Here is a 13,140-nt window from a genome sequence, read left to right as displayed (position 1 = left end):
CCCCTTCAGACCTTGTTGATTTCGGCTTTGCCCAGCAAGCCCTGGGGACGGTAGAACAGCACCAGCAACAGCACGATGAAGGACAGCGCGTCCTTGTATTGCGAGGAAATCAAGCCGCCTCCCAGCGCCTCGATCACGCCCAGCAGCACGCCGCCAAGCAAGGCGCCCTGCAAACTGCCCAGCCCGCCCAGCATGGCCGCGCTGAAGCCCTTGAAGCCGAGCATGGTGCCGTGGTCATAGGAGGTGAAGGTCAGCGGCGCGATGATCACGCCTGCGATGCCGCCGGCCAGAGCCGCGAGCACGAAGGCCACCGTCACCGAGCGCCGCACGTTGATGCCGACCAACGCGGCGGCGTCTCGGTCGATGGCGGTCGCGCGCAGGGTCTTGCCCAGCAGGGTGCGTTCGAAGAAGAAATGCGTGCCCAGCATGAAGAGCAGCGCCACCCCCATCACCCAGAAGCTCTGCGGCGGAATCTGCGCGCCCGCCAGCGGCACCGGCGTGTCGCCCGAGAATGCGGGATAGCCCATCGGCGTTTTGCCCAGCCCCAGCATCACCAGGCTTTTGGTACAGATGGCCAGGCCGATGCTGAGCAGCGTCACCAGCAGGGGCGCGGGCCTTTTCAGCGGATGGATCACCAGGCGTTCGGACAGACCGCCCGCCAAGGCCACCAGGGCCACCGCCGCCAGACAGGACAGCCAGAGCGGCAGTTCGGCGACCGCATAACAGGCGGCCGCCACCATGCCGCCCATCATGACCCATTCGCCCTGGGCGAAGTTGATGGCGTCGGTGCTCTTGAATATGACGTTGAATCCCACCGCCACGATGGCGTAGATGCTGCCGGTGGTGATGCCGGCGACCAGCAGTTGGATGATTTGCGCGGACATGTCCATGGCGAAGCCCCGGCGCCGGCTCAGTTGGGACGGCGCGAGGTGAGCGCGATGCCGGGCAGTTCGACGCCGAACTCGGCCAGGCGCCGCGTCACCGTCTCCAGGTACGACCACAGGACCTCATACTCCCGGTCTGCGGACGCAGCGCCCAGGCCCGCTTCGGCCGTCAGCGCGTTGGCACGGCTTTCGGCGCCGTCGGGCTCTGCCAGCCAGGGGCAGTGGTAGCCGCGCAGTTCGACCTCGTTCAGATAGCCCGACACGGCCTGCGCCACGGCGGCGCGGTCGGCGTCGGACCAGGCCGCGGCGCGTTCGGCCACATAGAGCCAGCCGAAGGTGGCGTGACGCTCCTTGGCCTGCACGCACTGTTCCAGGATGCGGCGCGCAACGGGTTCCCGGGCGTTCTCCAGGTAGGCCCGGAACAGTTCCAGCTCCAGGCCGTCTTCCACCGCGGCGTGCGTGGTGAAGAAGGCGTCGGCATGGCAGGCGGCATCCAGTACCTGGCGGTGCCGGCATTGGTTGAAGATGGCTTCCTGCTGCGGGCTGGGCGGGCGGTTCAGGTAGCCGCCCAGCAAGGTGGCGTAGCGGTGGAAGCACTCGATCTGCCAGGCTTCCTCGGTGTTGCGCACGGTGAGAAAGTACTTGGGGTCGGACTCGCGGCCGCTCTCCAGGCACAGGCGCACCAGCAGCGCCGGCGTTTCGCTCAAGCCGGCGTATTCCACCCAGGCGCGGCGGCTCCAGGTCAGGCGCGCCGCATCGCGGACTTGCGCGTCGAGGGCGCCTGGATCCAGGCTGGCCCAGGGAATATCGGTCTCCGGCGCCCAGCGCTGCTGCTTGCCGGTTTCGTAAAGTTCGCGGATCGAGGTGATGGACTGCTTGAGCGTCAGCGGGAAGCGGCGCTCAACGGGAATTCTTGTCGTGGCTGCGTTCATGTCGGGTTTCCTCGCGTTCAGAATTCGCCGATCTTCGGGTGGTGCAGCAGGGGCAGATGCACGCCCCAAGGCTCCATCTGGCGGCGCACGCGCTGCACGGTTTCAACGAACAGGGGCTTCTCCAGTTCTTCGACCGTGGAACCCAGGCCGGCTTCCCAGGTGAGTCGGTCCACTTCCATTTCGGCGCGAGAAGCCGGATTGTCGGGCGCCAGCCATGCGCTGTGATAGCCGTTGAGCTCGACCTTTTCCATCATGTTGATCACGGCGTTTTCCACCACCTTGATTTCGGCGGCGGACATCTGCGGAATGCGGTGGTCGAGAAAGCGCCAGCCGAACGCGCAGTGCCGAACCTCGTCGCGCATGATGCGGGCGCAGATCTGCTTGGCGACGGGATCGCGGGTGATTTCCACCAGGTGGCGGAAGACGTCGAATGCGATTTCCTCGGCGGCGCAGACCAGCGCCGCGAGAATGGCCTCGACCGACACCTCGGGATCCAGCGCCATCTTGCGCACGCCATGGGTGGCGACGGAGCCCTGGTAGGCGGCCTGGGCCGGCTGCTCCATGTAGCCGCCCAGCGCTTCGGCCATGCGGTAGCAGGCTTCGGCGTGGCGGCTTTCCTCTTGTGAGCGGATGGTGAAGAACAGCCGCAGGTCGGGTTCGCACTTGTCGTGGCAGAAGCGGATCTGCAGGGCAGGGCTTTCCGAGATGGCGCCGTATTCGCTCCAGGCCCGGCGGCTCCAGTACTGGCGGGCCGCGTAGCGCTGCTCGGGCGTGTACTGCGAGGCGTCGAACAGATGCCAGTCGATGTCGGTGCGCGGGTCCCACTGCTTGACCGTTGCCAGGTGGTAGAGGTCGCGGATCTTGGGGATCCGGGTGTCCAGGTCCAGCGGAAAGATGCTTTCCGGATCGTCCAGGATCGTACGCGGCTCGGCGCTTGCTACGTTCATGACTGCACTCCCTGGTTTGCAGCGCCCGCGGCGCGCGTGAGTGGAGGTTGCGGAGATGGAACTGCTTTACTTGTAGTCGGCCAGCCGGAACTGCCCGTCGCGGTAGCCCAGCATGACGATGTCGTCCTTATCCAGGCCCGAGTGGCGCTGGGGCGAGAAATTGAAGACCCCACCCACGCCCTGGTAGCCGGTGATGGCGGTCAGCTGTTCGCGGGTCTTTTCCTTGTCGCCGCCGCTCTTGTCCAGGGCGGCGCGTGCCAGCATGATGGCGTCGTAGGTCTGGGCCACGAACTGGTTGGGCTTGCGCTTGTAGCGGGCCTCGAAGCGCTTGCTGAGGTCCACGATGCGCGTCTTGATCGGGTCGGCGTCGGGCAGGTCCTGGCCCACCGGGAACTTGACGCTGACCAGCAGCAGGTCCTTGACCGAGTCGCCGGCCAGCTTCATGTAGCGCTGGTCGACGAAACCGTAGCTGTGTACCAGGGTGAGCTTGTCCAGGCCCAGCTGCTGCGCCTGCTTGATGAACACCACGCCAGCCGGGGTGACGGTCCAGCAGATGATGGCCTGCACCGACGCATTCTTGATGCGCGTGAGCTGAGGGGTCAGGTCGGTGTCGGCGGGGTTGAAGGATTCATACGTGATGTCGATGCCGCGCTTGGCGGCAAGCCGCTTCATCTGTTCGACGGCGCTCTGGCCGAAGCCGCTGTTGTCGGCCAGCAGGGCGGCGCGCTTGATGCCTTTCTTGTCGAAGTAGTCCAGCACCCGGTCGATCACCTGGTCGTCGTCCACGGTGCTCTTGAACACGTACTTGCGTTCGGCCACCGGCATCACGATCTGCATCGAACCTTCGGTGGAAATGAAGGGCGTGGCGGCCTTGTCCACCATCGGCACCATGGCCATGGCGATGCCGCTCATGTTGCCGCCGCCGACAATGATGTCCACCTTGTCCTGGGACAGCAGCCGCTTGGTGGCGTTGATGGCCTTGGCGGTCTGGCTTTCGGCGTCGTAGAACACCCATTCGACTTTCTTGCCGCCGATGCCGCCGGCGGCATTGATGTCGTCGATGGCCATTTCCATGCCGGCCTTCATGTCTTCGCCGAGGAAGGCGGCGGGACCGGTCACGGACAGGATGGATCCTATCCGCACCGTATCCTGCGCGCTGGCGGCGTGCATGCCCAGCATCAGCGCGGCGGCCGGCAGCGCGATGGCCGCGCGGCGCGAGAACTCCAGAAACGTCTTTAAGCAAGTCATGGTGCTACTCCTGTGCCTGATGCGGGATTTAAGGGGGTGCAGCAACTTCCACGAACAGCGAAAACGTAGTCGGCTAGGCCTCCGCCACGCCGGGGGGGTTGCGGAACTCGAGCGAGTCCGACACCTGGTCCGTCTTGCCTGCGCCGTTCTGCAGCGGTACGCGCACCGAGTACCGGACCTGGTCCGCGCGGTAATGCGACAGGCCGGACATGACCGGCCGGTCCTGCTTGTCGAAATACACCAGGTGCCGCGTCAGGACGGGGTCGCCGGGCAGGAGGCTGAGGTAATCGGCATGTTCGGCCTGCACCGCGCCGCCCTCGATCTTGAGGTTGCCGTAGGCCAGCTCGACCTGGCGGCCGATCAGCTCCAGCAGGGAGCCCGCCTCGGCCTGGCGGGCGTCGATGTGCGGGATGCGGTCGGTGCGCACATAGCGGTAGTCGATCGAGATCGGCACCTGCTGGACCGTGCGCAGGCGCAGGATGCTCCAGACCGGGGTGCCGGGCGCCACGTCCAGTTCGCGCGCCACGGCGGCCGAGGCCGGTTCCTGGGCGCAGTGCAGCACCCGCAGGCTGAGGGGACGGCCGTGTGCGGACCACTGGTCGATGAAGTCCATGGCCGGGCTGAACTGCTCGTCGATCTTGGGGGCGCAGACGAAGGTGCCGGAACCGCGGACCCGCCGCAGATAGCCTTCGTCCACCAGTTCCTGGATGGCCTGGCGCACCGTCATGCGGCTGACGTTGAATTGTTCGCTCAGCTCGTGGTCGGTGTGGAAGCGGTCGCTTTCCTGCTGCCAGTTCAGGATCATCATCAGCACGCGCCGCTTGATCTGCACATAGAGCGGCAGAGGGGAGTCGCGGTCCAGCGCCACGGGGCTGCTGGAGACGGGGGACTCGCTGCGGACGTTCGTAAGAGTGGACATGACAGCTGGTTTCCGGAATATGTATATAGGATTTGTATATTTGTCTAGTTAACTAGACTTTATGATATATTGATTTCGAAAGTCAAGTACGGATTAGCGATATGAATATTTCTACGCTCGACCTTGCGCTGGCGCTCCCGCCCCACAGCCTGGATGCCGTTCTGTCCTTTGATCAGCCCGCCTCGCTGGACCGGGCGGACGTGCTCATATGGAATCCCGCCGGCCTGTACCCCGCGCTGGAGGCGGCCTGCGAACGCGCCGATCCGCCGGTGCTGGGGGTGGGCGCGTCGGAATGGCTGCTGGCCACCAGCCGCCATTGGCGCGAACAATTCAAGCGCCTGCTGGCCGCGGGCGGCACCCTGGTGGCGTTGGTGCCCGCGCCGCGCACGGTGGGAGTGCATACCTTGCAGGACATTCTTCCTTACGACTGGTCCGATCCGCTCTGGCCGCGGCGGGTGCGCAGCCAGCCGATCGACGGCGCTGCGCTGCCGCGCCAGGCGGGCGAGCCTTTCCGCACGCTCTTCACCGAAGCCGCGCGCTGTTTTCAGCCCTGCGCGACTCTCGCCGAGGCGCCGGGCGCGGGCATACTCGAGGACGGCCAGGGCATGACGCTGGCAAGCTACGCCAGTGAGCCGCCGGGCCGCCTGCTGCTGCTTCCGGCGCTGGCGCCGGATCTGGCGCAGGACGAAGCGGGCGCGGCGCTGTTTCTGCAGGAGCTGCGCCGCTGCATCGAACGCCTGGGCCAGCGCAGCGGCGTGCGTCTGGCGGGGTGGCTGGATCTGCAGCGCGGCCCGGCAGACGAGCAATTGCACGCCCGTCGCGCGCAATGCCTGCGCGAGCGCCATGCGCTCGACCTGGAATTGCAGGAACTGGACCGCGCCATGGCCGAGCGCGACTTTTTCAAGCAGCTGCTAGCTGGCGAAGGCCTGGGAGCGGGGCTGGCGGCCGCGGAAGTCTTCCGCCGCAAGAGCGCGCCAGTGCATGCGGACTGGGTCGAGAAAGACCTGCACATCGTTGAACTCGATCAACGCAACCTGCTGCTCAAAGTGCGGCTGGCGGATGAACCTCTGGATGCCGCGGCGCTACGCCGGCTGGAAGAGGCCCGCGTGCGGGTGGCGGATTACTTTTCCAGGCCGACTTCCATCCTCGTCGCGGACTGCGCCGACAATGCCTTGCCGCCGTCCGCGCGCGCGCCGCGCCGGCATGCCGTGCTGGAAGGCCTGGACGATGCCTATTTGCTGAACGGGCTGCACCTGTATGGCTGGCATCTGGAGACTCCCGGCGACAGCCCTGACCGCCTGCTGCAGCGTTTGATGCAGGCGGATGCGGACCTGAGCGATTCCCTGCTGCGCGCGACGCTGCGCGGCCTGACCCCGCCAGCCGACGCCTGAAGGGCGTGGTGAGCGTTTCGCTACTGTGAGACTCCGATGCCCGCCGACACCCCCGACCTGCAAGTCCTGGATATCGAACGCAACAGCGCCAACCATCTGGCGCTTTCGCCGCTGACCTTCATCGAGCGCGCGGCGAAGGTCTATCCGGAACGCACTGCCATCGTCCATGGCGCGCTGCGCCAGAGCTGGCGCGAAACCTATGCACGCTGCCGCCGGCTGGCCAGCGGGCTGGCGCGCCTTGGGGTGCGGCCCGGCGATACGGTGGCCGTGATGGCGCCCAATATCCCGGCGCTGTACGAGGCCCATTTCGGGGTCGCCATGGCGGGCGCGGTGCTCAATGCCCTGAACACCCGGCTGGACGCCGAAACACTGTCCTTCATCCTGGATCATGGCGCCGCGGTGGTGCTGCTGACGGACCGGGAGTACGCGCCCGTCATGGCGCAGGCCTTGGCCAAGACCCGCAGGCGCATCCGCGTGGTGGACATCGACGATCCCGAATACGGCGGGCCGGGCGAACTGCTCGGGGAAATGAACTACGAAGCCCTGCTGGAGACGGGCGACGCGGCGGCCGGGTTCCCCTGGCCGGCGGACGAATGGCAGTCGCTGTGCCTGAACTACACCTCCGGCACCACCGGCAGCCCCAAGGGCGTGCTGTACCACCATCGCGGCGCCTATCTGAATGCGATGGGCAACGCCCTGGCCTGCGATATGCGCCAGCATGCGGTGTATCTCTGGACCTTGCCGATGTTCCACTGCAATGGCTGGAGCTTTCCCTGGACCATCGCGCTGCTGGCGGGAACCAATGTCTGCCTGCGGCGGGTCGAGGCCGGCGCCATTTTCGACGCCATCCAGGCGAATGGGGTCGATTATTTCTGCGCCGCGCCGGTGGTGCTGGGCATGCTCATCAACAGCCCGCCCGAAATCAAGCGGCGCGCGATCCGGCCGGTGCAGGCGCTCACCGGCGGCTCTCCGCCTCCGGCCGCCGTCATCGCGGCGATGGACGAACTGGGCATAGACGTCACGCATCTGTACGGCCTGACGGAGAGCTACGGTCCGTCGATCAGCTGTGCCTGGCACGAGGCCTGGAGCGATCTGCCGCTGGATGAGCAGGCTGCGCTGAAGGCCCGCATCGGCGTGCGCAAGCACACGATGGAACAGGTCCGCGTGCTGGATCCCGCCACGCTGGCGCCCGTGCCGCCGGACGGCGTCACCGTGGGCGAAATCATGATGCGCGGCAACACGCTCATGAAGGGCTATCTGAAGAACCCGCAGGCCACGGCGGAAGCCTTCGCCGGAGGCTGGTTCCATACCGGCGATCTGGCCGTGGTGCATCCCGACGGCTATCTGCAGGTCAAGGACCGCGCCAAGGACATCGTGATATCAGGCGGAGAGAACATCTCGACCGTCGAGGTCGAGGATGCGTTGTACGGGCATCCCGCCGTATTGGAAGCCGCCGTGGTGGCGCGGCCGGACGCCAAGTGGGGCGAGACGCCTTGCGCCTTCGTCACGCTGAAGGATGGCAGCGCCGCGACGGCGGAAGAACTGACCAGCTTCTGCCGGGGCCGCCTGGCCGGTTTCAAGGTGCCGCGCACTTTCGTGTTCGGCCCGTTGCCCAAAACCGCCACGGGCAAGATCCAGAAGTATCTGCTGCGCGAACAGGCGCGGCAGCTGTGAATTCGCCGCCGCCGGCGCGGCCCTAAGCGCGCGGCAGCAGGTCCAGCGCCTGCGCATCAAAGCGCCGCAGATTGGGGAACACCAGCCCCAGATCCTCGCGGCTGGCGCCGAACCAGCCGCCCAGGGACGCGCCCAGCTGATCCACGGCCAGGGTCGGCAAGAGGCGGCCGTTGTCGACGAAGCCGGGGCCGTCCAGGGCGATTTCCGGATGGCTGCCGTAGTAGCGGCCGCCCTTGACCGCGCCGCCCAGTACAAAGTGATGCGAGCCCCAGCCGTGGTCGGAGCCGTTGCCGTTGGAGCCCAGGGTGCGGCCGAATTCGGATGCCGTGAACGTGGTCACCTGGTCCGCCACGCCTATCGCGGAAAGCGCCTGCTGGAACGCGGCCAGCGCCTGGCCCAGTTCCTTGAGCAGCGCGGGGTGGGTGTCGTTCAGTCCGGCGTGGTTGTCATAGCCGTTCTGCGAGACGAAGAAAACCTGGCGGCGTGCGCCCAGCGCCTGGCGCGCCGCGATGATGCGGGCGACGATTTTCAGCTGCTGCGCCAGGGGGGACGAGAACTCGCCCGGCACGGCCACGTCCGCGAGGGCTGCACGCAGGCGCCCGTCGGCGTCGATGGACTGCGCGGCGATGCGCGACATCTCGCGTTCCATCAGGTGCTCGCGCGGCTGCGTGATGAGCTGGCGCAGCAAGGCCGTGCAGGCGCTGGAGCCATACATGTCGCGGCCCAGCAGGTCTATCTGCGTGGAGCCGTTGATGCCCACGCGGTATCCGGCGATCTTGCGTCCGGCCAACAGCACGCTACTGCCGCCCGCGGTGATGCCCGTGAAGGTGCGCTGCGCGTTGGCGTCCGCGAACAGGTCCGTCAGCCTCCCGGCCCAGCCCGACGCCGCGCCTTCCGGCGCCAGCGCCTGCCAGTACGACTGCTGGTCGTTGTGGGAAAACAGCTTGGGCGGCAGTGGCACGCGCGCGCCTATGTATTCCTGCTTGGAGGTGGGCGCAACCAGCGGACCGATGTTCAGCAGCACTGCCATGTCGCCGCTTTCATACAAGGGCTTGAGCGGAGCCAGCGATGGGGCCAGCGCAAACTGGGCGCCGCCGGAGGCGGGTTCCTTGCCGCGCAGCGCCGTGGCCTGCAGGGCGTTGCGCGGCAGGGCGATGTCGGTGCGCGCCTGGGCATAGGCCTTGTAGGCGGCCGTGTCGTAGGGAACCAGCGAGTTGTAGGGGTCGTTGCCGCCGTACAGGAACACGCAGACCAGCGCCTTGTACGAGGAGGCTGGCGCTGATTGCGCCGCGGCCGCGCCCAGGGCCGCCAGGTTCAGCGCCAGTGGCGCGGCGGCGCCCGTGGCGCCCAAAGCGCAGGCGCGCAGCAGGAATTCGCGGCGGCTGGTTTGCGCGGCGTGGCGGGAATTCTTCATTTCTGCACCAGGTATTCGGGGCTGGCGGCCACCAGCATGATGGCGGCGCGCACGCGGTCGCGCGGCCGGCCCGCCGGTATCGTGGCCACGGCGCGCGCGATGCTGCCGGCGGTCTCGGCGGAATAGGCATCGCCCGCCAGCAGCAGCGCCACCCGCGCCACCAGCGCGGACGGATCCTGCGCCAGCGCGATCTCGGCGGCATAGGGCGTCTGCAGATCCTCCCACCCCCGGTCCACATAGATGGCCAGGAAGTTCAGGTAGCCGGCAATGCTGGTCTCATCGGTGATCTGCAGTTCCGGCGCCACCAGGTTCCTGCGCGCCAGCTCGGTCACCGGCGGCACGTAGCGCGGACGGAAGAAATTGAAGACGCTGGCGGATCGCATCGGGCTCTGGGCCAGCCGGATCGTGTTGTCAGTGGTGTCCGGCATGGCCCAGGCGCCGTTGTTGGAGGTCGCCCCGAAAGCCCGCGCCCAGGCCGCGAAGCGCACGATGGGTTCGCGCACCTTGCCCCAGCCGGGCGCGGCCAGGTCGGGGTTGCGCGCCTCCGGGTCCAGCAGGACGGCGCGCACCACGGCCTTCAGGTTGCCGCGCTTGCCGCTGCCGTCGTCGTTGAAGGCGGCCGACACGCGCGCGACATAGGCGCGGCTGGGATTGCTGGTGACCAGCCGCTGGATCAGCTGCGTGCCGATGAAGGGGCCCACGTTGGGATGGGCGCAGATCACTTCCATGGCGCGCTTGAGCGACAAATGGCCGTCGGTGCCTGCCGGCACCACCGCGCCCAGAAAGCGCTTCTCGGCCAGCGAGTGCAGCGCATTGTTCAAGGCCATGGGGCGGCGGTGGAATTCGACGTCGGTTTCGGGGCCGTTGATGTCCCAGCCGGTGAAGACCTTGGCCAGCCCCTGCACGTCCGCGTTGGTATACGTTTCCACGGGCGCGCCGTTGACCATTCTTTTGGCGCCGTCCGGTTCCAGCTCCAGCAGCCCGATGCTGAACAACTGCATGACTTCGCGGGCATAGTTCTCGTCGGGATGGCGGCCGGTCTTGGGATCTTCCTTGCGGTTGCCGCGATAGGTCAGCATGCAGCCCATGGACAGGTTGCGCGTGACGGCCGTCAGCAGTTGCTGGTAGTTGCCCAGGGCATGCTCGGCCAGCAGGTCCATGAAACCCGCGGCGCCGAACAATGGCCAGGATGCGGTGATGGACGATACGCCCACCACGAAGATCTCCGACAGCGCAAACGCGACCCGCGTGCGGACCTGATCCGGGGCCGAGATGAACTTGCGCCACAGCGTGGATTCCAGGGGCGCGTTGATGCCGTTGCCCTTGAACTCCTCGGTGTTCTTGCGCTGCTGCAGCAGCCAGTCGAAGTGGGTCTGCGACGGCGGCATGGCCAGCTGCGCGTCCAGCCAGGCCGCGTAGCCGTCGCGCACCACGGCGTCGATCTCGGCGGGCGTGGGGCCGAACGTGGCCTGCGCCAGGAAACGCGAGGCCTGGCCCGGGGTCGGTTTTGCGTGGGAAGTATCGGCGGACTGCGGCGCAGCCGCTGACGGCGTAGCGGACATGCGCGGCACCTCGTCGAATGCGAAAACCTACGGTACTGAAGCCCCGGGCAGGCTTCAATACCGTCATTCGGACGAGAGACTAGTCCTAAAGCATGAGCTTCAGACCGAACGCGTGATGCCGCCGTCGATGCGGATGTTCTGGCCGGTGATGTAGGAAGAAGCGTCGGATGCGAGGAACGCGATCAGGTCGGCGACTTCTTCGGCGGTGCCGTAGCGGCCCATCGGAATGCGCGTGCGGCGGTCTTCCTTTTCAGGCAGGCTGTCGATGAAGCCCGGCAGCACGTTGTTCATCCGTACGTTGTGTTCGGCGTACTCGTCGGCGAACACCTTGGTGAAGGCGGCCAGTCCGGCGCGGAACACGCCCGAGGTCGGGAACAGCGCTTCGGGTTCGAAGGTGGCGTAGGTCGAGATATTGACGATGGCGCCGGACTTCTGCTGCTTCATCACCGGCGCGACCAGGCGCGCGATGCGCACCACGTTCAACAGGTAGAACTCCATGCCCAGGTGCCAGTCCTCGTCGCTGATCTCCAGCAGCGGGCCCTTGGGGCCGTGGCCGGCGCTGTTGACCACGGCATCGATCCTGCCCCATTTTTGCTGCGTGGCGTCCACCAGCCTCGCCAGGTCTTCGGGCGAGCGGTTGGATCCCGTGACGCCCAGGCCGCCCAGTTCCTGCGCCAGCGCCTCGCCCTTGCCGGAGGAGGACAGGATGGCTACGCGCCAGCCGTCAGCCGCCAGTTTGCGCGCCGCCGCCGCGCCCATGCCGCTGCCGCCGGCGGTGACGATTGCCACTTTTTCCGTGCTCATGCTCACTCCTGGTCTTGAATTATTTGGGAGCGGTCATTGTAGAAGCGGGAGCGACCCGCCACACCACATTGCCGACGTCGTCGGCCGTCAGCAGGCCGCCCTGGCGGTCTATCGCCACCCCTACCGGCCGTCCCTGGGCCTCGCCGCTTTCGTTCAGAAAGCCCGTCAGCACGTCGCGCGCCGGCCCGTCGGGCTTGCCGTCGCGAAACGGCACGAAGATGACCTTGTAGCCGCTGCGCGGATCGCGGTTCCACGAACCATGCTGGCCCACGAACATGCCGTCCGTGTAGGGCGCGGGCAGGCGCGACCCGCCCGACCAGGCCAGCCCCAGCGAGGCGGTGTGCGGGCCCAGCGCATAGTCGGGCACGATGGCGCGCGTCACCAGGTCCGGACGCGGCGGCTGGACCCGGCTGTCGACGTGCTGGCCGAAGTAGCTGTAGGGCCAGCCGTAAAAACCGCCGTCCCGCACCGAGGTCATGTAGTCGGGCACCAGGTCGCTGCCCAGTTCGTCGCGCTCGTTGACGGCCGTCCACAGCGTTTTGCCGTCGGGCGCCCAGGCCATGCCCACGGGGTTGCGCAGGCCGGTCGCGTACAGGCGTTTGTTGCCGCTGGCCACGTCGATTTCCCAGATGGCGGCGCGGCCCTCTTCGATGTCCATGCCGTTTTCGCCGACATTGCTGTTGGAGCCGACAGAGGCGTACAGCTTGCTGCCGTCGGGGCTGGCCAGCAGGTTCTTGGTCCAGTGGTGGTTCAGGCCCGCAGGCAGGTCGGTGACCTTCACGCCGGGGGCGGTGATCCGCTCCTGGCCGGTTTCGTAGGGAAAGCGCAGCACGGCGTCGGCGTTGGCGACGTATAACTGATTGCCGATCAAGGCCATGCCGAAGGGCGAGTTCAGGCCGTCGAGCAATACGCTGCGCGTTTCGGCGATGCCGTCGTGGTCGGCATCGCGCAGCAGGGTGATGCGGTTTGCGCTGGGGGTCCTGGCGCCGGCGCGTTTCATCACCAGGCCGGCGACCCAGGCCTTGAAGCCGCCGGAAGCCGACTCGGGCTTGGGCGGCGCGTTGGTCTCGGCCACCAGCACGTCGCCGTTGGGCAGCACGTACAGCCAGCGCGGATGATCCAGGCCGCTGGCGTACGCCGTTACCGACAGCCCGTTGGCTGCGACGGGCTGTGCGCCCGCGGGCCAGCCCACGGCCTTGGCCGTCTTCACGGTGGGTATGGTGGTGGGATTGGGGGCGGGCAGTTGGGGCGACGGGCCCATGCCGGCTTCGACCGGCAAGGTGGCCATTTCGCCGCAGGCGTTGAGAGTGGCGGCGGCCATCGCGGCGGCCAGCAGAATGCGGGGGGTGGGCATGACGCATGCTC

At 67.1% G+C, this 13,140-nt stretch carries 11 protein-coding genes; 2 read left to right on the top strand and 9 right to left on the bottom strand.

Features of this window, described 5'->3' with window-relative positions; all coding sequences use genetic code 11:
• Positions 1–5: 5 nt before the first annotated feature.
• From HV793_RS00735 to HV793_RS00715, 5 genes are all read right to left on the bottom strand, one after another.
• Positions 6–884: a branched-chain amino acid ABC transporter permease gene (locus tag HV793_RS00735; RefSeq protein ID WP_244958559.1), complete on the bottom strand. Its 879-nt coding sequence runs from the start codon at positions 882–884 to the stop codon at positions 6–8.
• 26 nt (positions 885–910) lie between these two features.
• Positions 911–1,816, bottom strand: coding sequence for a hypothetical protein (locus HV793_RS00730; RefSeq protein ID WP_054451604.1), 906 nt, complete (start codon positions 1,814–1,816; stop codon positions 911–913).
• A gap of 17 nt (positions 1,817–1,833) precedes the next feature.
• Complete coding sequence (locus HV793_RS00725; RefSeq protein ID WP_119449233.1) at positions 1,834–2,763, bottom strand: ferritin-like domain-containing protein; 930 nt, start codon at positions 2,761–2,763, stop codon at positions 1,834–1,836.
• A gap of 66 nt (positions 2,764–2,829) precedes the next feature.
• Entirely contained in the window at positions 2,830–4,011 is a 1,182-nt protein-coding gene (locus tag HV793_RS00720; RefSeq protein WP_054451602.1) for an ABC transporter substrate-binding protein, read from the bottom strand.
• A gap of 73 nt (positions 4,012–4,084) precedes the next feature.
• The gene (locus tag HV793_RS00715) at positions 4,085–4,930 is read right to left on the bottom strand and encodes a GntR family transcriptional regulator (protein WP_175212480.1); all 846 of its coding nucleotides are present in this window, start codon (positions 4,928–4,930) and stop codon (positions 4,085–4,087) included.
• Between the two features lie 101 nt (positions 4,931–5,031).
• Between HV793_RS00715 and HV793_RS00710 the strand changes: the two genes are divergently transcribed.
• Positions 5,032–6,321: a hypothetical protein gene (locus HV793_RS00710; RefSeq protein ID WP_175212479.1), complete on the top strand. Its 1,290-nt coding sequence runs from the start codon at positions 5,032–5,034 to the stop codon at positions 6,319–6,321.
• A gap of 36 nt (positions 6,322–6,357) precedes the next feature.
• Complete coding sequence (locus HV793_RS00705; protein ID WP_119449237.1) at positions 6,358–7,995, top strand: acyl-CoA synthetase; 1,638 nt, start codon at positions 6,358–6,360, stop codon at positions 7,993–7,995.
• A 22-nt stretch (positions 7,996–8,017) separates the two neighbouring features.
• Here the strand turns inward: HV793_RS00705 and HV793_RS00700 are convergent, their stop codons facing one another.
• From HV793_RS00700 to HV793_RS00685, 4 genes are all read right to left on the bottom strand, one after another.
• The gene (locus tag HV793_RS00700) at positions 8,018–9,409 is read right to left on the bottom strand and encodes a DUF1501 domain-containing protein (protein WP_054451598.1); all 1,392 of its coding nucleotides are present in this window, start codon (positions 9,407–9,409) and stop codon (positions 8,018–8,020) included.
• Positions 9,406–10,971: a DUF1800 domain-containing protein gene (locus HV793_RS00695; protein WP_175163728.1), complete on the bottom strand. Its 1,566-nt coding sequence runs from the start codon at positions 10,969–10,971 to the stop codon at positions 9,406–9,408. The genes HV793_RS00700 and HV793_RS00695 overlap by 4 nt, the downstream gene beginning before the upstream one ends.
• A 99-nt stretch (positions 10,972–11,070) precedes the next feature.
• Entirely contained in the window at positions 11,071–11,775 is a 705-nt protein-coding gene (locus HV793_RS00690) for an SDR family oxidoreductase (protein WP_119449239.1), read from the bottom strand.
• A gap of 19 nt (positions 11,776–11,794) precedes the next feature.
• Positions 11,795–13,129, bottom strand: a complete 1,335-nt coding sequence (locus HV793_RS00685; RefSeq protein WP_175212478.1) for a PQQ-dependent sugar dehydrogenase — start codon at positions 13,127–13,129, stop codon at positions 11,795–11,797.
• Positions 13,130–13,140 lie beyond the last annotated feature (11 nt).

The sequence above is a fragment of the Achromobacter aegrifaciens genome, assembly GCF_902859965.1.
In the GTDB taxonomy this organism is placed as follows: domain Bacteria; phylum Pseudomonadota; class Gammaproteobacteria; order Burkholderiales; family Burkholderiaceae_B; genus Achromobacter; species Achromobacter aegrifaciens.
This window is presented reverse-complemented; position numbering and strand designations above follow the sequence as displayed.